The 20902-nt window shown below is 69.3% G+C and carries 20 protein-coding genes; 19 read left to right on the forward strand and 1 reads right to left on the reverse strand.

What is annotated here, in order from left to right; genetic code table 11:
• Nucleotides 1-6 precede the first annotated feature (6 nt).
• From pyrR to E0H75_RS18840, 9 genes are all read left to right on the forward strand, one after another.
• A complete protein-coding gene (pyrR, locus tag E0H75_RS18800; RefSeq protein WP_131514880.1) occupies nt 7-612 on the forward strand; it encodes a bifunctional pyr operon transcriptional regulator/uracil phosphoribosyltransferase PyrR in 606 nt (201 codons plus the stop codon).
• Complete coding sequence (locus E0H75_RS18805; protein ID WP_202873097.1) at nt 612-1547, forward strand: aspartate carbamoyltransferase catalytic subunit; 936 nt, start codon at nt 612-614, stop codon at nt 1545-1547. Before pyrR ends, E0H75_RS18805 begins: the two co-directional genes overlap by 1 nt.
• On the forward strand, nt 1544-2836 hold the full coding sequence (locus tag E0H75_RS18810) for a dihydroorotase (protein WP_131514882.1): 1293 nt from the start codon (nt 1544-1546) through the stop codon (nt 2834-2836). The genes E0H75_RS18805 and E0H75_RS18810 overlap by 4 nt, the downstream gene beginning before the upstream one ends.
• Nucleotides 2833-3327, forward strand: a complete 495-nt coding sequence (locus tag E0H75_RS18815; RefSeq protein WP_131514883.1) for a PH-like domain-containing protein — start codon at nt 2833-2835, stop codon at nt 3325-3327. The genes E0H75_RS18810 and E0H75_RS18815 overlap by 4 nt, the downstream gene beginning before the upstream one ends.
• Complete coding sequence (carA, locus tag E0H75_RS18820; protein WP_131514884.1) at nt 3324-4457, forward strand: glutamine-hydrolyzing carbamoyl-phosphate synthase small subunit; 1134 nt, start codon at nt 3324-3326, stop codon at nt 4455-4457. Before E0H75_RS18815 ends, carA begins: the two co-directional genes overlap by 4 nt.
• A complete protein-coding gene (carB, locus tag E0H75_RS18825; RefSeq protein WP_131514885.1) occupies nt 4457-7762 on the forward strand; it encodes a carbamoyl-phosphate synthase large subunit in 3306 nt (1101 codons plus the stop codon). The genes carA and carB overlap by 1 nt, the downstream gene beginning before the upstream one ends.
• On the forward strand, nt 7755-8798 hold the full coding sequence (locus E0H75_RS18830) for a quinone-dependent dihydroorotate dehydrogenase (RefSeq protein WP_131514886.1): 1044 nt from the start codon (nt 7755-7757) through the stop codon (nt 8796-8798). Before carB ends, E0H75_RS18830 begins: the two co-directional genes overlap by 8 nt.
• 5 nt (nt 8799-8803) lie before the next feature.
• The gene (gene pyrF, locus E0H75_RS18835; protein WP_131514887.1) at nt 8804-9640 is read left to right on the forward strand and encodes an orotidine-5'-phosphate decarboxylase; all 837 of its coding nucleotides are present in this window, start codon (nt 8804-8806) and stop codon (nt 9638-9640) included.
• A 126-nt stretch (nt 9641-9766) separates the two neighbouring features.
• Nucleotides 9767-10714, forward strand: a complete 948-nt coding sequence (locus E0H75_RS18840; RefSeq protein ID WP_202873047.1) for a DUF4037 domain-containing protein — start codon at nt 9767-9769, stop codon at nt 10712-10714.
• Here E0H75_RS18840 and E0H75_RS18845 read toward each other — a convergent pair.
• Nucleotides 10687-11556, reverse strand: coding sequence for a LysR family transcriptional regulator (locus tag E0H75_RS18845; protein WP_131514889.1), 870 nt, complete (start codon nt 11554-11556; stop codon nt 10687-10689). The genes E0H75_RS18840 and E0H75_RS18845 overlap by 28 nt on opposite strands.
• A 68-nt stretch (nt 11557-11624) precedes the next feature.
• On the opposite strand from E0H75_RS18845, the gene E0H75_RS18850 reads away from it, so the two are divergent.
• The 10 genes from E0H75_RS18850 (at nt 11625) to E0H75_RS18895 (ending at nt 20822) form a co-directional block, all read left to right on the forward strand.
• Nucleotides 11625-12497, forward strand: coding sequence for an EamA family transporter (locus tag E0H75_RS18850; RefSeq protein ID WP_202873048.1), 873 nt, complete (start codon nt 11625-11627; stop codon nt 12495-12497).
• A 41-nt stretch (nt 12498-12538) separates the two neighbouring features.
• Complete coding sequence (locus tag E0H75_RS18855) at nt 12539-12898, forward strand: hypothetical protein (protein WP_238163181.1); 360 nt, start codon at nt 12539-12541, stop codon at nt 12896-12898.
• Between the two features lie 94 nt (nt 12899-12992).
• Entirely contained in the window at nt 12993-13367 is a 375-nt protein-coding gene (locus tag E0H75_RS18860) for a hypothetical protein (RefSeq protein ID WP_131353643.1), read from the forward strand.
• A gap of 137 nt (nt 13368-13504) precedes the next feature.
• On the forward strand, nt 13505-13819 hold the full coding sequence (mihF, locus tag E0H75_RS18865) for an integration host factor, actinobacterial type (RefSeq protein WP_131514891.1): 315 nt from the start codon (nt 13505-13507) through the stop codon (nt 13817-13819).
• A gap of 44 nt (nt 13820-13863) precedes the next feature.
• Nucleotides 13864-14505, forward strand: a complete 642-nt coding sequence (gmk, locus tag E0H75_RS18870; RefSeq protein WP_238163125.1) for a guanylate kinase — start codon at nt 13864-13866, stop codon at nt 14503-14505.
• Nucleotides 14506-14507: 2 nt separating this feature from the next.
• A complete protein-coding gene (rpoZ, locus tag E0H75_RS18875) occupies nt 14508-14810 on the forward strand; it encodes a DNA-directed RNA polymerase subunit omega (RefSeq protein ID WP_131514893.1) in 303 nt (100 codons plus the stop codon).
• 10 nt (nt 14811-14820) lie between these two features.
• The gene (gene coaBC / locus E0H75_RS18880) at nt 14821-16074 is read left to right on the forward strand and encodes a bifunctional phosphopantothenoylcysteine decarboxylase/phosphopantothenate--cysteine ligase CoaBC (RefSeq protein ID WP_131514894.1); all 1254 of its coding nucleotides are present in this window, start codon (nt 14821-14823) and stop codon (nt 16072-16074) included.
• Between the two features lie 162 nt (nt 16075-16236).
• Nucleotides 16237-17346, forward strand: coding sequence for a winged helix DNA-binding domain-containing protein (locus E0H75_RS18885; protein WP_131514895.1), 1110 nt, complete (start codon nt 16237-16239; stop codon nt 17344-17346).
• A gap of 186 nt (nt 17347-17532) precedes the next feature.
• Entirely contained in the window at nt 17533-18726 is a 1194-nt protein-coding gene (gene metK / locus E0H75_RS18890) for a methionine adenosyltransferase (RefSeq protein WP_131514896.1), read from the forward strand.
• Nucleotides 18727-18788: 62 nt separating this feature from the next.
• Nucleotides 18789-20822, forward strand: a complete 2034-nt coding sequence (locus E0H75_RS18895; protein ID WP_131514897.1) for a primosomal protein N' — start codon at nt 18789-18791, stop codon at nt 20820-20822.
• The last annotated feature ends 80 nt before the right edge of the window (nt 20823-20902 follow it).

Genomic DNA, 20902 nt, shown 5'->3' on the forward strand with positions numbered 1-20902 from the left:
GTAGCGATGAGCCCTGCCCACAGCGCAGAGTCCCCAGACGTCGCGGCCGCGCCGAAACCGGCGCCCCGCACGGTCCTGGACGCTTCCGACATTTCCCGGGCATTGACCCGGATCGCGCACGAGATCCTCGAGCGCAACCGCGGTGCCGACCCGGTCGTCCTGCTCGGCATCCCCACCCGAGGCGTCGGTCTGGCCCGGCGTGTCTCCGACCGGATCGCGGCGGTCGAGGGGCAGAGCGTGCCGACAGGGTCACTCGATGTGACCATGTACCGCGATGACATCCGGCTGAAACCACCCCGCGGTCTGGAGCACACCGACATCCCGCCCGGTGGCATCGACGGCAAGGTGGTGGTGCTGGTCGACGACGTGCTGTTCTCCGGCCGCACCATCCGGGCCGCGCTGGACGCGATCGGCGACATCGGCCGGCCGCGGGCGGTCCAGCTCGCCGTTCTGGTCGACCGCGGCCACCGCGAACTGCCGATCCGCGCCGACTACGTGGGCAAGAACCTGCCGACCTCCCTGGTCGAGCGCGTCACCGTCCACCTCACCGAGTACGACGGAGCCGACGCGGTACTGATCGCGGACAAGACCGGAACGGGGGCGAAGGCATGATGAAGCACCTGCTGAGTGCGGGGGATCTGAGCCGGGACGAGGCGAACCTGATCCTGGACACCGCCGAGGAGATGCGGTCGCTGGCCGACCGCCCGATCAAGAAGCTGCCCGCGCTGCGCGGCCGGACCGTGGTGAACCTGTTCTTCGAGGACTCCACCCGGACCCGGATCTCGTTCGAGGCGGCCGCCAAGCGGCTGTCGGCGGACGTGATCAACTTCTCCGCCAAGGGCTCCAGCGTAAGCAAGGGCGAGAGCCTGAAGGACACCGCGCTCACCCTGCAGGCGATGGGCGCCGACGGAGTGGTCTGCCGGCACGGCTCGTCCGGCGCGCCGCACCTGCTCGCCACATCGGGCTGGATGACCGGCTCGGTGGTCAACGCCGGTGACGGCACCCACGAGCACCCGACCCAGGCGCTGCTCGATGCCTTCACGATGCGCCGTCACCTCGGCTCGCTGGAGGGCCGCCGGATCACGATCGTCGGCGACGTCCTGCACTCCCGCGTCGCCCGGTCCAACGTGCTGCTGCTGTCCACGCTCGGTGCGGACGTCACCGTCGTGGCGCCGCCGACGCTGCTGCCCGTCGACATGACGAGCTGGCCGTGCGTCACGTCGTACGACCTGGATGCCGCGCTGCCGAAGAGCGACGCGGTGATGATGCTGCGGGTGCAGCGGGAGCGGATGAACGACGCGTTCTTCCCGAGCGCCCGCGAGTACACCCGCCGCTACGGGCTCGACGTGCACCGGATGGCGCAGTTGCCGGACGAGGCGATCGTGCTGCACCCCGGCCCGATGAACCGCGGCATGGAGATCAGCGCCGACGTCGCGGACTCGACCCGCTCGGTCATCGTCGAGCAGGTCAGCAACGGAGTGGCCATCCGCATGGCCGTGCTGTACCTACTGCTGTCCGGAAGCAACCAAGAGGAGCCCACCGCATGACCGCGTACCTGATCACCGGAGCCAAGATCGTGGGCGGTGAGGTCGCGGATCTGCTGCTGGACAACGGCGAGATCGTTGCTGTCGGCACCAACCTCGACACGCCCGCGGAGGTCGAGACGATCGACGCCAGGGGTCTGATCGCGCTGCCCGGGCTGGTCGACCTGCACACGCACCTGCGCGAGCCCGGCCGGGAGGACGCGGAGACCGTCCTGACCGGCACCCGCGCCGCCGCGGTGGGCGGGTTCACCGCGGTGTTCGCGATGGCCAACACCGACCCGGTTGCCGACACCGCCGGTGTCGTCGAGCAGGTCTGGCGTCTCGGCCGCGAGGGTGGGTACGCCGATGTGGTCCCGATCGGCGCGGTCACGGTCGGCCGGCAGGGGTCGCAGCTCGCGGAGCTCGGCGCGATGGCGGACTCGGCGGCCCGAGTGCGGGTGTTTTCCGATGACGGCGACTGCGTCTGGGACGCCGCGCTGATGCGCCGGGCGCTGGAGTACGTGAAGGCGTTCGGCGGCGTGATCGCCCAGCACGCGCAGGAGCCGCGGCTGACCCAAGGTGCGCAGATGAACGAAGGAGCGCTCTCCGGCGTCCTTGGTCTGACCGGCTGGCCGAGCGTCGCGGAGGAGGCGATCATCGCCCGCGACATCCTGCTCAACGCGCACGTCGGCTCGAAGCTGCACATCTGTCACCTGTCCACCAAGGGCTCGGTGGAGATCGTCCGGGCGGCGAAGCAGCGCGGGCTGGACGTGACCGCCGAGGTCACCCCGCACCACCTGCTGCTGACCGAGGATCTGGCCGCCTCCTACAACCCGGTCTACAAGGTGAACCCGCCGCTGCGGACCAAGGAGGACGTCGAGGCGGTTCGTGAGGGCCTGGCCGACGGGACGATCGACATCGTCGCCACCGACCACGCGCCACACCCGGTCGAGGACAAGGACTGCGAGTGGAGCGCGGCGTCGCCCGGCATGATCGGTCTGGAGACCGCGCTGAGCGTGGTCCAGCACGCGATGGTCGACACCAAGCTGCTGACCTGGGCCGAGGTGGCCGACCGGATGAGCTACCGCCCGGCCGAGATCGGCCAGATCGGTGACCACGGCCGTCCGCTCGAGGCCGGTGCGCCGGCCAACGTCGTACTGATCGATCCGGCGGTCGAGCGGACCGTCGTACCGTCGGAGTCGACGTCGCTGTCGCGGAACACGCCGTTCGAGGGGATGACCCTGCCGGGCCGGGTGGTGGCCACGTTCCTGCGCGGTAGGCCGACCGTCCTGAACGGAAAGCCGGCCCGGTGAAGGACTTCCTGGGCATCCTCGGCACGCTGGTGGTGCTTGCGTTGGCCTACTACGGCATGCTCCGGGGCTGGCGGAACCGCCAGGCCCGGCAGGCCGAGCTGGCACCGCTGCCTGCGGTGCCCGAGAACGACAAGACCAGAGGCGTGGAGGGCGTCTACGTCGCCACCACCTCGGCCGGCGACTGGATGGACCGGATCGCCGTGCACGAACTGGGCGTCCGCAGTACCGCGGACCTCGCCGTCAGTGCGGCCGGCCTGATCTTCCACCGGCAGGGCGCGGCGGATGTGTTCATCCCCGCGGACCACCTGACGGCCGTCCGGACCGACCGTGGCATCGCCGGCAAGGTGACCGCGGAGAAGTCCGGCCTGGTGGTGGTCACCTGGAACCACGACGGTCGCGAGCTCGACACCGGCTTCCGCCCCCGCCGCAAGGCAGACACTGCCCCGCTGACCGAAACCATCGCGACCCTGATCGGAGTCGAGCAAAGATGAGCCAGACCGCCCATAATCCAGCACTGCTGGTCCTGGAGGACGGCCGGGCATTCACCGGTACGTCGTACGGGGCGACCGGCGAGACGTTCGGCGAGGCGGTGTTCACCACCGGGATGACCGGCTACCAGGAGACGCTGACCGACCCGTCGTACCACCGCCAGATCGTCACCCAGACCGCACCGCACATCGGCAACACCGGGGTGAACGACGAGGACGACGAGTCGCAGCGGATCTGGGTGGCCGGGTACGTCGTCCGCGACCCGGCCCGGGTGCCGTCGAACTGGCGCGCCACCCGCTCGCTCGACGACCAGCTCAAGGGCCAGGGCATCGTCGGGATCGCCGGGATCGACACCCGGGCCCTGACCCGGCACCTGCGCGAGCGCGGCGCGATGCGGGCCGGGATCTCCACCGAGATCCTCGACCCGGCAGCGCTGCTGGAGAAGGTTCTGCAGCAGCCGCCGATGGTTGGAGCGGACCTGGCCTCCGAGGTCACCACCTTCGAGCCCTACGTGATCCCGGCCGAAGGCGAGAAGCGGTTCACCGTGGTCGCGCTCGACCTCGGGATCAAGTCGATGACGCCGAAGCGGATGGCCGAGCGCGGCATCGAGGTGCACGTGCTGCCGGCCACCGCGACGCTGGAGGAGGTGCTGGCGGTGAACCCGGACGGCATCTTCATGAGCAACGGCCCGGGCGACCCGGAGACCACCGAGCACCCGACGGACCTGCTCAAGGCCCTGCTGCAGCGGGGGAAGCCGTACTTCGGGATCTGCTTCGGCAACCAGGTCTTCGGCCGGGCGCTCGGACTGGGCACGTTCAAGCTCAAGTACGGGCACCGCGGGATCAACCAGCCGGTGCTCGACCGGGCCACCGGCAAGGTCGAGATCACCGCGCAGAATCACGGGTTCGCGGTGGACGCGCCGATCGGGGAGACCGTCGAGACCGAGTACGGAACGGCTGAAGTCAGCCATGTCTCCCTCAACGACAACGTGGTCGAAGGGCTGAAGCTGACCGGGCAGGACGGTCGCGTGCTGGCCTTCTCGGTGCAGTACCACCCGGAAGCGGCGGCGGGTCCACACGACTCGGCGTACCTGTTCGATCGCTTCGTCGAACTGATGGAAGGTAGGGCCTGATGCCGCGGCGTACAGACATCGAGTCGGTCCTGGTGATCGGCTCCGGTCCGATCGTGATCGGTCAGGCCTGCGAGTTCGACTACTCCGGGACCCAGGCCTGCCGGGTGCTGCGCGAGGAGGGGTTCCGGGTCGTCCTGGTCAACTCCAACCCGGCCACGATCATGACGGACCCGGAGTTCGCCGACGCCACCTACGTCGAGCCGATCACGCCGGAGTACGTCGAGAAGGTGATCGAGAAGGAGCGCCCGAACGCACTGCTCGCGACCCTTGGCGGCCAGACCGCGCTGAACGCGGCGATCGCCCTGCACGACAACGGCGTACTGGAGAAGTACGGCGTCGAGCTGATCGGGGCGTCGGTCGACGCGATCCAGCGTGGTGAGAACCGGCAGTCGTTCAAGCAGATCGTCGAGAAGCTCGGCGCGGAGGTCGCGCGGTCGCGGATCTGTCACACGCTGGACGACGTGTTCGGTGCGGCCGCCGAGCTCGGCTACCCGCTGGTGGTGCGGCCGTCGTTCACGATGGGCGGCGTCGGCTCCGGGATGGCGTACGACGAGGCGGACCTGCGCCGGATCGCGGGCGCCGGACTGCAGGCCAGCCCGACCACCGAGGTACTGATCGAGGAGTCGATCCTCGGCTGGAAGGAGTACGAGCTGGAGGTGATGCGCGACAAGGCCGACAACGTCGTGATCATCTGCTCGATCGAGAACGTCGACCCGATGGGCGTGCACACCGGCGACTCGGTCACGGTCGCACCGGCGATGACGCTGACCGACCGCGAGTACCAGGTCATGCGGGACCTCGCCATCGGCATCATCCGCGAGGTCGGCGTCGACACCGGCGGCTGCAACATCCAGTTCGCGGTGAACCCGGCCGACGGCCGGTTGATCGTGATCGAGATGAACCCGCGGGTGTCCCGCTCGTCCGCGCTGGCGTCGAAGGCGACCGGCTTCCCGATCGCCAAGATCGCCGCCAAGGTGGCGATCGGCTACACCCTGGACGAGATCCCGAACGACATCACCCGGCAGACGCCGGCCAGCTTCGAGCCGACGCTGGACTACGTGGTGGTGAAGGTGCCGCGGTTCGCGTTCGAGAAGTTCCCGGCCGCGGACGCGACGCTGACCACGCACATGAAGAGCGTCGGCGAAGCGATGGCGATCGGGCGCAACTACACCGAGGCGCTGCAGAAGGCGCTGCGCTCGCTGGAGAAGCCGGAGGCCCGGTTCTCCTGGGCCAGCCGGCCCGCGACCGAGCTGGAGCCGTTGCTCGAGGCAATCAAGACGCCGCACGACGGCCGGCTGCGGACCATCATGGACGCGATCCGGGCCGGTGCGACGCCGGAGCAGGTCTTCGACGCGACGAAGATCGACCCGTGGTTCGTGGACCAGCTCTACCTGATCCACGAGATCGCCCTGCAGACCGCGGCCGCGCCGCGGCTCACGCCCGAGGTACTGCGACTGGCGAAGCGGCACGGGTTCTCCGACCTGCAGCTCGCCGAGATCCGCGGGCTGACCGAGGACGTCGTCCGCGGGGTCCGGCAGGCGCTCGGGATCCGGCCGGTCTACAAGACGGTCGACACCTGTGCGGCCGAGTTCAAGGCCGAGACGCCGTACCACTACTCGTCGTACGACGAGGAGACCGAGGTGGCGCCGCGGACCGAGCCGGCGGTGCTGATCCTCGGATCGGGGCCGAACCGGATCGGGCAGGGGATCGAGTTCGACTACTCCTGTGTGCACGCGTCGATGGCGCTGCGCGAGGCGGGCTACTGCACCGTGATGGTCAACTGCAACCCGGAGACGGTCTCGACCGACTACGACACCTCGGACCGCCTGTACTTCGAGCCGCTCACCTGTGAGGACGTGCTCGAGATCGTGTACGCCGAGATGCAGGCCGGACCGGTCGCCGGAGTGATCGTGCAGCTCGGCGGGCAGACGCCACTGGGTCTGGCCCAGCGGCTCGCGGACGCCGGCGTACCGATCGTGGGTACGTCGCCGGAGGCCATCCACCTGGCCGAGGAGCGGGGCGCGTTCGGCAAGGTGCTCGCCGACGCGGCCCTGCCGGCGCCGAAGCACGGTACGGCGATGTCGGCCGACGAGGCGCGTGAGGTTGCCGAGGAGATCGGGTTCCCGGTGCTCGTGCGGCCGTCGTACGTGCTGGGCGGCCGCGGGATGGAGATCGTCTACAGCGAGGCCGAACTGACCGCGGCGCTGGGACGGCTGAGCGGTGGCACGGGGTCGTGGGAGCACCCGGTGCTGATCGACCGGTTCCTCGACGACGCGGTCGAGATCGACGTGGACGGGCTGTTCGACGGCGACGAGTTGTTCCTGGGCGGCGTGATGGAGCACATCGAGGAGGCCGGGGTGCACTCCGGCGACTCGTCCTGCGCGTTGCCGCCGATCACGCTCGGGAACGCGGACATCGAGAAGATCCGCCAGTCGACCGAGGCGATCGCGCGCGGCGTCGGCGTACGCGGGCTGCTGAACGTGCAGTACGCGCTGGCCGGCGACGTGCTCTACGTGCTGGAGGCCAACCCGCGCGCGTCCCGGACCGTGCCGTTCGTCTCGAAGGCGACCGCGACGCCGCTGGCGAAGGCGGCCGCCCGGGTGATGCTCGGTGCCACGATCGCGTCGCTGCGCGACGAGGGCATGCTGCCGGCCGAGGGCGACGGCGGGACGCTGCCGACCTCGACGCCGATCGCGGTGAAGGAAGCCGTGATGCCGTTCAACCGGTTCCGGACCGTCGACGGCCGGTCGGTGGACACCGTCCTCGGGCCGGAGATGCGTTCGACCGGTGAGGTGATGGGGATCGACGACACCTTCGGCACGGCGTTCGCCAAGTCGCAGGCGGGGGCGTCGCAGCCGCTGCCCGGCGCCGGCAAGGTGTTCGTGTCGGTGGCGAACCGGGACAAGCGGCACATGATCTTCCCGGTGAAGCGGCTGGCCGATCTCGGCTTCGAGATCTACGCGACCGACGGGACGGCCGACGTACTGCGCCGCAACGGGGTCGAGGCGATCACGGTCCGCAAGAACAGCCAGGGACCGGGCCCGAACGGCGAGCCGACCATCGTCCAGATGGTCCACGACGGCGAACTCGACCTGATCGTCAACACCCCGATCGGGATCACCCAGGGCGGTTCGCCCCGCCTGGACGGCTACGAGATCCGCAGCGCCGCGGTGGCCCGGAACATCCCGTGCATCACCACGGTGCAGGGGCTGGCGGCCGCGGTGCAGGGGATCGAGGCGCAGCGGGCCGGCGACATCGGCGTACGGTCGCTGCAGGACTGGGTGCCGAGGATCCGCGGTGTCTAGGCGGTCGGCGTATGGCCGCGTCGTCCGGCCGGTCCTGTACCGCCTGGGGAAGGGCGACGCCGAGGTCGCGCACGAGCAGACGCTCAACGCCCTGCGACGGCTGGGCCGCGTCCCGGGTGTCGTCCGCGTGATGTCGCGTATCCAGACCGGCTCGGAGCGGACGGTCTTCGGCGTCCGCTTCCCGGGCGCCGTCGGCCTGGCCGCGGGCATGGACAAGAACGGGATCGCGCTGCCGGCCTGGCGGGCGCTCGGGTTCGGCTTCGTCGAGGTCGGGACGGTCACCGCGCACCCGCAGCCCGGGAACGAGAAGCCGCGGCTGTTCCGGCTGGTCGAGCACGAGGCCGTGATCAACCGGATGGGGTTCAACAACCTGGGCTCCGAGGCACTCGCTGCCCGGCTGGCGGCGTACGGGCCGCTCGGCTATCCGCTGGGCGTCTCGATCGGGAAATCGAAGGTGACCCCGCTCCAGGATGCCGTCGAGGACTACGTGACCTCGCTGCGACGGCTCTACCGGTACGGCGACTACTTCGCGGTCAACGTGTCGTCGCCGAACACGCCGGGGCTGCGCTCCCTGCAGGATGCCGGGCACCTTCGGGAGCTGCTGACGGCGCTGCGGGCTGAAGCTTCGTCGTTGAGCGTCTGCGGTCTGGACGGGAAGCCGATCCTGGTGAAGATCGCGCCGGACCTGACCTCGTCGGCGATCGACGAACTGCTGCGGGTCTGCACCGACGTCGGCATCGCCGGGATCATCGCCACCAACACCACGATCGGCCGGCCCGGGGTGGAGTCGCACCCGCTGGCGTCCGAAACCGGCGGCTTGTCCGGGCGGCCGCTGACCGAGACGGCGGCCAAGACGGTCGCCCACATCCATGCGGAGACCGGGGGAGCGTTGCCGATCATCGGGGTCGGCGGCATTCTCGACTCCGCCGACGCGACCCGGCTGTTCGACGCCGGTGCCAGTCTCGTCCAGATCTACACCGGGCTGATCTACCGCGGCCCCGGTCTTGTCCGTCAGATCAATCGGGGAGTGAGATGAGCGAGATGAGCAACCTACCCTTCGGCGCCCGGCTCCGGGCCGCCATGGACACCCGCGGCCCACTGTGCGTGGGCATCGACCCGCACGCACATCTGCTGGCCGCCTGGGATCTGCCCGACGACCCGCACGGCCTCGCGACATTCACGTACGGCGTGGTGAATGCGCTGGCGGACCGCGTCGCGGTGTTCAAGCCGCAGTCGGCGTTCTTCGAGCGGTTCGGGTCGGAGGGGATCGCCGTACTCCAGGAAGCGACGATCCGGCTGCGGGAGGCCGGCGCGCTGGTGATCATCGACGCGAAGCGCGGTGACATCGGCTCGACGATGGACGGGTACGCGGCCGCGTACCTGGCGGAGAAGGCGCCGCTCGCGTGCGACGCGCTGACGGTCAGCCCGTACCTCGGGTTCGGGTCGCTGCAGCCGGCCATCGATGTGGCGCGGGAGTCCGGCGCTGGTCTGTTCGTGCTCGCGTTGACGTCGAACCCGGAGGGACCGCAGTTCCAGTCGGCTCGCACTGCCGACGGTCCGACGGTGGCGGGCGCCGTGCTGGACGGGCTGCGATCGCTCAACGCCGACGCTGACGGGCTGGGGTCGTTCGGTGCGGTCGTTGGTGCGACCATCAAGCCGACCGAGGAGGTCCTCGACATCAACGGTCCGCTGCTGGCGCCGGGGCTTGGTGCGCAGGGCGGCACGGCCGAGGGCCTGGCGGCGGTCTTCGGGTCGGCGGTGCGCAACGTCGTACCGTCCAGTTCGCGCGAGATCCTCGGTGCCGGTCCGGGCATCGGTGCGTTGCAGGACGCGGCCGACCGCGCCAACGACGCGTTCCGGACCGTGCTGGGTTACTGACAAAGGCCGGTCTGTTCCGGTAGAATTTGATTTACCAAATGGCGCGATGAATTTCGCGTCATTTGGTGTTTTTTCTTGAATTCCACCGCGTCGGCATGCGATCTTTCCGGTATGTTCATTTCTGGGGTGGAATTGAGTCGGCGTTTCTATCAGGAGAAGGTCCGGCCGGTTGTCGGCGTACCGCACAGTGCGGGGCTGATGGGTCGCGGCTCGGAGGTGCTCGGGTTCGACGACGAGATGTCGGGCGACCACAACTGGGAGCCGCGGGCGCTGCTCTTCGTACGGGAGGGCGTCACGCTGGAGCCGGATGTGCCGGACAGGTTCGAGGGGCGGCCCGCGATCGTCGAGGTGCACACGCTCCGGTCGTACTTCCAGAAGCAGGTGGGATTCGATCCGGATCAGGAACTCGTGGCCCGGGATTGGCTGACGTTCCCGGAGCCGATCCTGCGGCAGCACACGGCCGGTGCGGTCTTTCACGACGAGATCGGGTTGCAGGCCGTGCGGGACCGGTTGAATTACTATCCACCGGACGTCTGGCGCTATTTGATGATCGCGGCCTGGTGGTGCGTGCACCCGGAGATGAATCTGGTCGGCCGGGCCGGATATGCCGGGGACGAGCTCGGATCGGCTCTGATCGGTGCGCAACTCGTCCGCGACCTGATGCAGTTGTGTTTCCTGCTGGAGCGGCAGTACGCGCCGTACCGGAAGTGGTTCGGTACGGCGTTCAGCCGGCTGTCCTGTGGTCCGACGGTCGGACCGCTGCTCCGCGACGTGCTGCGGGCCGGGACGTGGCAGGAGCGAGAGGCCGCGCTGATGGCGGCGTACCGGCCGATCTGTGAACTCCACAACCGGCTGGAGATCACGCCGCCTGTCGAGCTCGGGGTCGAGCAGATGTGTGGCCGGCCGTTCAAGGTGGTCTGGGGTGACTTCCCGGGCGCGCTCGCAGCGGGGATCGAGGACCCGGAGGTGAAGCGGATCGCCGAGCGCTGGCCGGTGGGTCGCATCGAGCGGGTTCGCAACGTGTTTTGGGGCGTGAACGACCGCCGTCAGTTGGTCGAGCTCGTGGACTCTTGATACAGGCCGGACAGGAGGTCGACAGCCGCCTGGGTCGCGGGGTGCGGGTCCTGACGGTGCCAGATCAAGTGGACATCGACTGGCGGTGCGTCGCGAAGCGGGCGGTAGACGACGCCATCCCGGCGGTACTGCGTTGTCGTCGCCTGCGGAGTGACACCGACACAGCGGCCGGACGCGATGGCGGACAACCAGTCGTCGACGTCCTGGGTGTATTCGATCCGTGGGCGCGCTTCCTCGGGCCAGAGGTCGGCCGTCGTACTGCCGGTCCTTCGGTCGATCACCAGGACGCGGTCGCGGAGTTGGTCGAGCGTGACGGTGCGTTTGCGGGCAAGCGGGTCGTCGGCGGGCAGCGCGCAGTACCGGCGTTCCTGGGCGACTGTGGCGTGCGCGAACCGGCGCAGGTCGATGTGCGTGCGGACGACCGCGAGATCGCACAGTCCTTCCGCGAGGCCGCCGGTCGATGTGTTGGTCCGGATCAACTGCAGCTCGATCTCCGGATGCTCAGCCGCCCATCGCCGCTGGAACTCGGCCGTATGACGTCCCATCGCCGACCACGCATGCCCGATCCGCAACCGCGTATGCCCGGTCGTCGCCTCGGCCACCAACTCGTCGACGTCGTTGAGGATCTGGCGAGCTCGCGCGAGGACCTGCACACCTGCGGTTGTCGGCGTCACCGATCGGCTGGTCCGGTGCAGCAACCGAACTCCCAACCGGCCCTCCAGCGCGAGCAGGTTCCGCGACACCGCGGCCTGCGAGACCCGCAGCTCGATCGCCGCGTCCGTGAACGTCCCGGTGTCCACCACCGCGACCAGGCAGCGCAGATGCCGGAGCTCGAGATCCATAACCACAGCGTATAGATCGCTGCGTTGATGCATTTTGCCGAAGACGCGGCGGCACGGAACCTCTGAGCATGCAGAGAGGTCGGCTGGGTGGGGTAGCGATGATGCTCGGGAGCGGGCTGTCGACTCAGGTAGGTGCGTCTGTCGCCGCGCTCGCCTTTCCGGTCATCGGGCCGGTCAGCGTGGTGGCTGTCCGGCAGTGGATGGCTGGGGCTGTGTTGCTGGCGGTCGGTCGGCCGAAGCTGTGGACCATCACCAAGCGGCAGTGGCGGGCGGTGCTGGCGCTGGCCGCCGTGTTCGCGGTGATGAACCTGTCGCTCTACACGGCGATCGACCGGATCGGCCTCGGGCTGGCGGTGACGCTGGAGTTCCTCGGCCCGTTGGCGGTGGCGTTGCTCGGGTCGCGGCGGATGGTCGATCTGTTGTGCGCGTTGACTGCCGCACCCGCGGTCCTGCTGCTTACCCGGCCGCAGGCGACGTCGGACTACCTCGGCATCGCCCTCGGGTTGCTGGCGGCGGTCTGCTGGGCCTGCTACATCCTGCTGAACGGGATCGTCGGGCGTGAGTTGCCGGGTGTGACCGGATCGGCCGCGGCGGCGGGGGTGTCCGCTCTGGTGTACGTCCCGATCGGTGTGCTCGTGCTCTGGCAGCACCCACCGACGGTTGCGGCGGTGTCGTACGCGCTGGTCGCCGGAGTGCTGTCGTCGGCGGTGCCGTTCCTGGTGGACCTGCTGACGCTGCGCCGGGTGCCGGCGCAGTTCTTCGGCGTCTTCATGAGCGTGAACCCGGTGCTGGCCGCCCTGGTCGGACTGGTGGTCCTCGATCAGCACCTCGGTCCGATCGACTGGATCGCGATCGCGGTGATCGTGACCGCCAACGCCGTCGCGATCTCTGTCGGAGCTGTGACCCCACGGTCCGGAAAGCTGTCCGCTGACGGGGAGTGACGGTCTCCTCGCAGCAGAGTAAGGAACGCAATTTGCGTAAGGTGGCGGCCCTCGCGGCGGTACTGACCCTGGGCATCGGCACGCTGACGGCGTGCTCGGGTGGCGATTACTGCAGCGAGCTCCAGAACTACGCCGAGGCGGCCAAGCACCTCGACATCAAGGACTCCGAGGCGGTCGGCAAGATGCTCGACGAGGCGAAGAAGGTGTCCAAGTCGGCGCCGGACGACCTGAAGGACGACTGGAAGGTCGTGCTCGACTACGCCGAGAAGGCCAAAGAGGCGAACGGCGACATGACCAAGCTGGCCGAGCTGGGCAAGAACGACGGCGAGAAGGTCGCGTCGGCCGGCGCCGCCATCGCCAAGCAGGCCAAGGACACCTGCAAGGTCACCATCGACGGCTGACCCGCCAGGACGGCGGCCGTCCCCGCCGTCCTGGTCTGGCTGCGGAAAGTATTCGTTTCTGATGATTTGGTCACCGCCGGTAGCCTCGGCTGGCATGAAGCGCACCCTCGCCCTGGCCGCCACCGTCATCGCCGGTACCGCCACGCTGACCGCCTGCACCGAGGAGCAGGCCTACTGCGTCGATCTCGCCGGGTACGCCGCCAACGCGGTGAACGTCGACCCGCAGAAGCCGGCCGACTACGTGAAGATCCTCGAGGACGCCAAGAAGTTGCGCGATTCCGCCCCCGCGGACGTGAAGGACGACTGGGGCGTCGTGGTCGGCTTCGCCGAGAAGGCCCAGAAGGCGGGCTCGGACCGGGTCGAACTGGCTCGCCTGAGCAAGGAGACCGGCACCGTGATGACGGCGTACAAGGCGATCAGCACGCACGCGAAGGACTCCTGCAAGGTCGACGTTCCGGCCCTGAACTGACCGTCTGATCGATCCAATCCGCCGCCTGGCCGCCGACTCCGCCCGCAGCGGGCCTGAACATGGCCGATTGAGCGCTGGAGGCGCCTGTAGCCGTGTTAGGTTCCCTTGCGAAGCCACACAACGGGACAGGTGAAACGGTGCCACTTCCTTCTTTGACCCCGGAGCAGCGAGCGGCGGCTCTGGACAAGGCCGCGGCGGCGCGGCGTGAGCGAGCCGAGATCAAGAACCGGATCCGGCATTCGGGAGCGTCTCCGACGGAGGTGCTCCACGAGGGGCAGAAGAACGACGTGATCGGCAAGATGCGGGTGAGCGCGCTGCTGCAGTGCATCCCCGGCGTGGGCAAGGTCCGCGCCCAGCAGATCATGGAGCGGGCGGGGATCTCGGAGACGCGGCGGGTGCGCGGCCTCGGCTCGAACCAGATCGCCGCGCTCGAGCGCGAATTCGCCGAGTGAGCCGAACCGAAGTTCTCCCCGGCTCGTTGGACACTGGTGTGACGATGACCACGCACCCGAGGAACCAGACTGACAACCCGGCCGGTTCCGGCCGGACCGGCAAGTCGACGAGTGGGGGAGCCGTGCTGACGGTGCTCGCCGGGCCGACCGCGGTCGGGAAGGGCACGGTGGCCGCCGACGTCCGGGAACGCTACCCCGACATCTGGATCTCCGTGTCGGCCACGACCCGCAAGCCCCGGCCGAACGAGGTGCACGGCGTGCACTACCTGTTCGTGTCCGACGCCGAGTTCGACCGGATGATCGCCGACGGTGAGTTGCTGGAGTGGGCGGTGGTGCACAAGGCGGCCCGCTACGGCACCCCGAAGCAGCCGGTGCTCGACAAACTGGCCGAGGGCCGGCCGGCCCTGCTCGAGATCGACCTGCAGGGTGCCCGCCAGGTCCGCGAGACGATGCCGGAGGCACAGTTCGTCTTCCTGGCACCGCCGAGCTGGGACGAGTTGGTCCGGCGCCTGGTCTTCCGCGGCACCGAGACTGCGCAGGAGCGGGAGCGCCGGCTCGAGACCGCGACGGTCGAGCTGGCCGCCGAGAAGGAGTTCGACGCGACGATCGTGAACGCGTCGGTTCGGGAAGCCGCTGATCAGTTGGTAAAGTTGATTCGATCACCCTCCATCTCTGGAAAGAGCTGACCTTGTCTGGCAACCAGCCCGTCGCCATCGGCATCACGTCCCCGCCGATCGACGACCTGCTCACCCGCACCGACTCCAAGTACAAGCTGGTGCTGTACTCGGCCAAGCGGGCGCGGCAGATCAACGCCTACTACTCGCAGCTAGGCGAAGGCCTGCTCGAGTACGTCGGGCCGCTGGTCGAGACCCACGTACAGGAGAAGCCGCTCTCGATCGCCATGCGCGAGATCAACGACGGCGTGCTGACCTGCACCGACATCGACCCCGAGGCCGAGGCGGAAGCCGCCGCCGCGGAGAAGTCCGAGTAGTTCTCCGGCGATGGCGACCGGGTCCGCCGGCACGGGCCGGCCGAACGTGGTGCTCGGGGTCGGCGGCGGTATCGCGGCGTACAAGGTCTGTGACCTGCTGCGACGGCTGACCGAGTCCGGGCACAGTGTGCGGGTGGTTCCGACCGCGGGTGCGCTGGAGTTCGTCGGCGCGGCGACCTGGGCCGCGCTGTCCGGTCAGCCGGTGACGGCCGATCCGTTCGACAACGTGCATGAGGTCCCGCACGTCCGGATCGGCAAGGCTGCTGAGCTCGTCGTGGTCGCTCCGGCAACGGCCAACCTGATCGCCAAGGCCGCGCACGGCCTGGCCGACGACCTGCTCACCAACACGCTGCTGACCGCGCGCTGCCCGATCCTGTTCGCGGCCGCGATGCACACCGAGATGTGGGAGCACCCGGCTACCCAGGCGAACGTCGCGACGCTGCGGTCCCGCGGCATCACGGTGCTCGACCCTGCCGTCGGCCGGCTCACCGGCACGGACACCGGCCGCGGCCGGTTGCCCGAGCCGTCGGAGATCTTCGCGATCAGCCAGCTGATGCTCGCCGACGAGGCCTCCCGCGCGGCCGGTCATGAGGTCGCCGACCTCACCGGCAAGCACGTCCTGGTCAGCGCCGGCGGGACCCGCGAACACCTCGACCCGGTCCGCTACCTCGGCAACTCCTCGTCCGGCAAGCAGGGCTACGCCCTGGCCCGCATCGCCGCCGCACGCGGCGCCAAGGTCACTCTGGTCGCGGCGAACTCCGAGCTGCCCGATCCGGCCGGGGTACAGCTCGTCCCGGTGACGAGCACGCGGGATCTGTACGACGAAATCACCAGCCGCGCTGCCGATGCGGACGCGATCGTGATGGCGGCGGCACCGGCCGACTTCCGCCCGGCCGACGTCGCGGAGCACAAGATCAAGAAGACCGCGGACGGCTCCGTCCCCGCGGTCAGCCTGGTGCAGAATCCGGACATCCTGCAGACCATCTCGCACGACCGCGGCCGGGCCGATCAGGTGATCGTCGGCTTCGGCGCCGAGACCGGCGACGCGGAGCATTCGGTGCTCGAGCTCGGTCGAGCCAAGCTCGAGCGCAAGGGCTGCGACCTGCTGGTCGTGAACGACGTGTCCGGCGGCAAGGTCTTCGGCAGCGACACCAACGAGGCCGTCATCCTCGACCGCGACGGCGGCGCTCTCCCGGTCCCTTCGGGCAGCAAGGACGCACTGGCGGGAGTGATCTGGAACCTGGTCGCCGCGCACTGGAAGTGAAGAAAACCAGAAGTTGTGAAATGGGTGTGATCTGGAACCTGGTCGCCGCGCACTGGAAGTGAAGAAAACCAGAAGTAGTGAAATGAGGGTGATCTGGACTTGGCCGCCGCGCGCTGGAAGTAGAGGCCAGGTTCTGTCCTCTTCGGCGGTTAACGTCGGGGTATGGAGATCAGCTGGCAGGGCGTCGTTGCTCGGCGGATGGAGCGACACCACCTGACCGACCCCGGTGCCACTGCGGTCGACGTCGTACGGGCCATGTGTGGGGCGCATGCGCAGGTGTTGTCGGCGGGGGAGATGTCGGTGGCTCTCCGGCTCGCGGACGCCACGCGGGAGACGGTGCAGCAGGCCGACGGACTTGTGAAGACGTTCGGGCCGCGCGGGACCGTGCATCTGCTGCCGCTCGACGATCTGCCGATGTGGACGGGGGCACTCTCCGCTCTGCCGACCTCGCTCGCGCCGCCCTTCATGCGGATGACTCCGGAGCAGACCGCCGAGGTCATCGTCGCCGTCGGTCAAGCGCTCGTTCACGACGACCTGACCGTCGACGAACTCTCCGACGAGGTCGTACGGCGTACTAGGCCCTGGGCTGGCGACCTGGTGATGCCGGCGTTCCAGGGCTACTGGCCACGGTGGCGGCAGGCGATCTCGGCCGCGGCCAACGCCGGCTTCCTCTGCTACGGACCCAACCGCGGCCGCAAGACGACGTACACGAATCCGCACCGCTTCCAGCCCTTCGAGCCGATGAACGGCGACGCAGCGCTCACCGAGCTTCTCCACCGCTACCTGCACTCGTACGGCCCCGCGACGCCGCAGCAGTTCGCCCGCTGGCTCAACACCACGCCGACCTTCGTGAAGCCGTACTTCGCCGGCCTCCCGCAGGTCGAGCTCGACGGCCAGCCCGCCTGGCACGCACCCGGCGACGGTCACTTCGACGACGAGCCCCCGCGAGGCGTCAGGCTGTTGCCGTACTTCGATGCGTACGGCGTCGGCAGTTACCCCAGAGAACTGCTGTTCCCGGGCAAGGCATTCACGAGAGCTCTCGCGCGCGGCCAGGCCGGCAACTACCCGCTGGTGCTGATCGACGGCATCGTCGCGGGCGTCTGGCACCACAAGAAGGCCGGTCGGACGCTGCAGGTGACCGTCGAGGTGCTCACCTCCCTCAACCGCACCCGGCGCCGGCAGCTGGAGACCGAGGTGGACCGGTCGGCTGCGATCCTGGCCTGCACACCGTCGCTCACCGTGGGCGACGTAGCGGTTGGCCCGCACGCCTGAAACCCGACCCGGTGTCCACGATATGGCGCCGAGTCCCGTATGGTGGATGAATTCGGAGCGTCACCGGGACGCGGGCGGAAACTGCTGGCATACTTCCCAAGATGCATCGCCAACCGCCGGTGCATGGGGGGATCGCACGGCTGCCGCAGACAGCCGCGTGGCACAAGAGGAATCCGAGGGAGAACTGTGGCGAGGCGCCTTTTCACGTCCGAGTCCGTGACCGAAGGTCACCCGGACAAGATCGCTGACCAGATCAGCGACTCCATTCTCGATGCCCTGCTGGCCGAGGACCCGCGCAGCCGGGTCGCGGTGGAGACCTTGATCACCACCGGGCTGGTCGTCGTCGCGGGTGAGGTCACCACGACGGCGTACGTCGACATCCCGGGGATCGTGCGGGCACGCATCCTCGAGATCGGCTACGACTCGTCGCTGAAAGGCTTCGACGGTGCGTCCTGTGGGGTGCAGGTCGCCATCGGCAGCCAGTCGCCGGACATCGCCCAGGGCGTGGACACGGCGTACGAGAAGCGTTCGGACGCGTCGAGCGACGAGCTGGACCTGCAGGGGGCAGGCGACCAGGGCCTGATGTTCGGCTACGCGTCGAACGAGACGCCCGAGTTGATGCCGCTGCCGATCACCATCGCGCACCGGCTGTCCGAGCGGCTGTCCGAGGCTCGCAAGGACGGCACACTGGCGTACCTGCGGCCGGACGGCAAGACCCAGGTCACGGTCGAGTACGACGGTGACAAGGCGGTCCGGATCGACACCGTGGTGGTGTCCAGCCAGCACGCGGCCGACATCAGCCTGGACTCGATGCTGACGCCGGACATCAAGAAGCATGTGGTCGACCCGGTGCTCGAGCAGTTCGACATCGACTCGGCCGGCTACAAGCTGCTGGTGAACCCGACCGGCCGGTTCGAGGTCGGTGGCCCGATGGGTGACGCCGGGCTGACCGGCCGCAAGATCATCATCGACACCTACGGCGGGATGGCGCGGCACGGTGGTGGCGCGTTCTCCGGCAAGGACCCGTCGAAGGTGGACCGTTCCGCAGCCTACGCGATGCGCTGGGTGGCGAAGAACATCGTCGCCGCCGGCCTGGCCGACCGGGTCGAGTGCCAGGTCGCCTACGCGATCGGCAAGGCCGCGCCGGTCGGTTTCTACGTCGACACCTTCGGCACCGAGAACGTGCCGGTCGACAAGATCGCCGACGCGGTCCGCGAGGTGTTCGACCTGCGTCCGGCCGCGATCATCCGCGACCTGGACCTGCTCCGGCCGATCTACGCCCAGACCGCCCGCAACGGCCACTTCGGCCGCACCGGCGAGGACTTCACCTGGGAGCGGACCGACCGGGTCGAGGCGCTGAAGGCCGCGATCAACAAGTAGTTGTCCACAGGGGGACGGCAGTGCTCACTCGCACTGTCGTCCCACCGGACTAGAGTTTCCCGGTGACATCGAACGGGGACTCGCCGGAGCAGCTGACTCTGCTGCGGGACACCGTTCGCAAGTCCCGCACCAAGCAGCCGGCCGGGATCACCGAGACGTTACCGGTGGCCCGGATCGCGGTCGATGTCTCGCTGCCGCATCTGGACCGGCCGTTCGACTACCTCGTGCCGGAGGATCTGGCCGCGGCGGCGCAGCCCGGTGCGCGGGTGAAGGTGCGTTTCGCCGGCAAGGACCTGGACGGGTTCGTGCTGGAGCGGCTGGAGTCGTCGGACCACGAGGGCAAGCTCGTCCGGATCCGGAGGGTCGTGTCGCCCGAGCAGGTGCTGACGCCGGAGATCGCCGACCTCTGCCGCGCGGTCGCCGATCGGTACGCCGGGGTGTTCGCGGACGTGACCCGGTTGGCGGTGCCGCCCCGCCACGCGAAGGTCGAGGGCGAGCCGCTGCGGTGCAACCAGCCTGCGCCACCACCGGCGTCCACCTCGCGCTCCGAATGGTCGCCGTACCCGGCTGGATTCCTGGACGCGATCGCGCGATCGGAGTCTCCGCGCGCGATCTGGACCGCCGTGCCCGGGGCCGAATGGCCGCTCGCGTTCGCCCAGGCCGCGGCTGTGTGTGCGGCGTCGGGGCGGGGTGCGTTGCTGCTGGCACCGGATGCGCGTGATCTCGAGCGGCTGGCAGCGGCGTGTACGGCGGTGCTCGGCGAGGCGGGGTTCGTCACACTGTCGGCGGATCTCGGGCCGACGGCTCGCTACCGCGCCTTCCTCACGGCATTGCGAGGGTGCGCGCGGGTGGTGATCGGGACGCGGGCGGCCGCGTTCGCGCCGGTGGCGGACCTCGGGCTGGTCGCGTTGTGGGACGACGGTGACGACTCGTACGCCGAGCCGCGCGCGCCGTACCCGCACGCTCGTGAGGTGTTGCTGCTGCGGGCGTTCCGGCAGAAATGTGCGGCCTTGGTCGGTGGGTTCGCGCGCTCGGTGGATTCGGCGGCGTTGATCGAGTCGGGGTTCGCGCATGAGCTGATCGCGGATCGGAGTGTGATCCGGGCGGCTGCTCCGGCCGTGCACATCGCGGGGGAGTCGGACACGGATCTCGCGCGCGACCCGGCGGCTCGGGCGGCGCGGCTGCCGCATCGAGCGTTCGAGATCGCGCGGGAGGGGCTGCGGTCCGGGCCGGTGCTGGTGCAGGTTCCGCGGGCTGGGTATCTGCCGAGCCTGGTGTGTCAGACCTGCCGGGCGCCGTCCCGGTGTTCGACGTGTGGTGGGACATTGCGTCGTACTGGTGGCAGCGGGCCTCCGAGTTGCAGCATCTGCGGTCGTCCTGCGGCAGATCACCGTTGCCCGGAGTGTGGTGACACCCGGATGCGCGCCGCCGTCGTCGGAGCCCGTCGTACGGCGGAGGAGTTGGGGCGAGCCTTTCCCGGATTGGTGGTTCGTACGTCGGGCGGCGACAACGTGCTGGACGTCGTCCCGGACAAGCCGGCGCTCATCGTCACTACGCCGGGCGCCGAGCCCGTCGCGGAGGGAGGCTACAGCGCGGCGCTGTTGCTCGACACGTGGCTCATGCTCGCCCGCCCGGATCTGCGCGCACCCGAGGAAGCGGTGCGGCGGTGGTTCAACGCGGCGGCTCTGGTCCGGCCGGCCCGCGACGGCGGAACGGTCATCCTGGTCGGCGAACCGTCGGCGCCTCCCCTCCAGGCCGTCGTTCGCTGGAGTCCCGAAGGCTTCGCCGCTCGCGAGATCGAGGAGCGCCGGGCCGCGCGCCTCGCGCCCGCCGCCAAGCTCGCCGAACTCACCGGACCCGCCGACGCGGTCGCCGACCTCATCACCCGCCTGCGCCCGCTGCTCCCCGTTGCCGCCGGGCTCGAGGTGCTGGGCCCGGTCGACGTCGACGATGAGACCGTCCGGGCCGTCGTCCGTACGCCGCGCGCGGCCGGCACAGCCCTCGCGCGTTCCCTCAAGGAAGCCCAGTCGGCCCGCACAACCAAGAAGAACCCCGGCTCCGTCCGGATCCAGGTGGACCCACCGAGCTTCGGCTAGGCCGTCGGTGGACCTGCGCCACTCACCAACCTCGCTGGACAGCGCGGACGCCGGTCCGAGTAAGCCGGGACATGGGTGCG

The organism is Kribbella capetownensis, from assembly GCF_004331485.1.
Taxonomy (GTDB): Bacteria; Actinomycetota; Actinomycetes; order Propionibacteriales; family Kribbellaceae; genus Kribbella; species Kribbella capetownensis.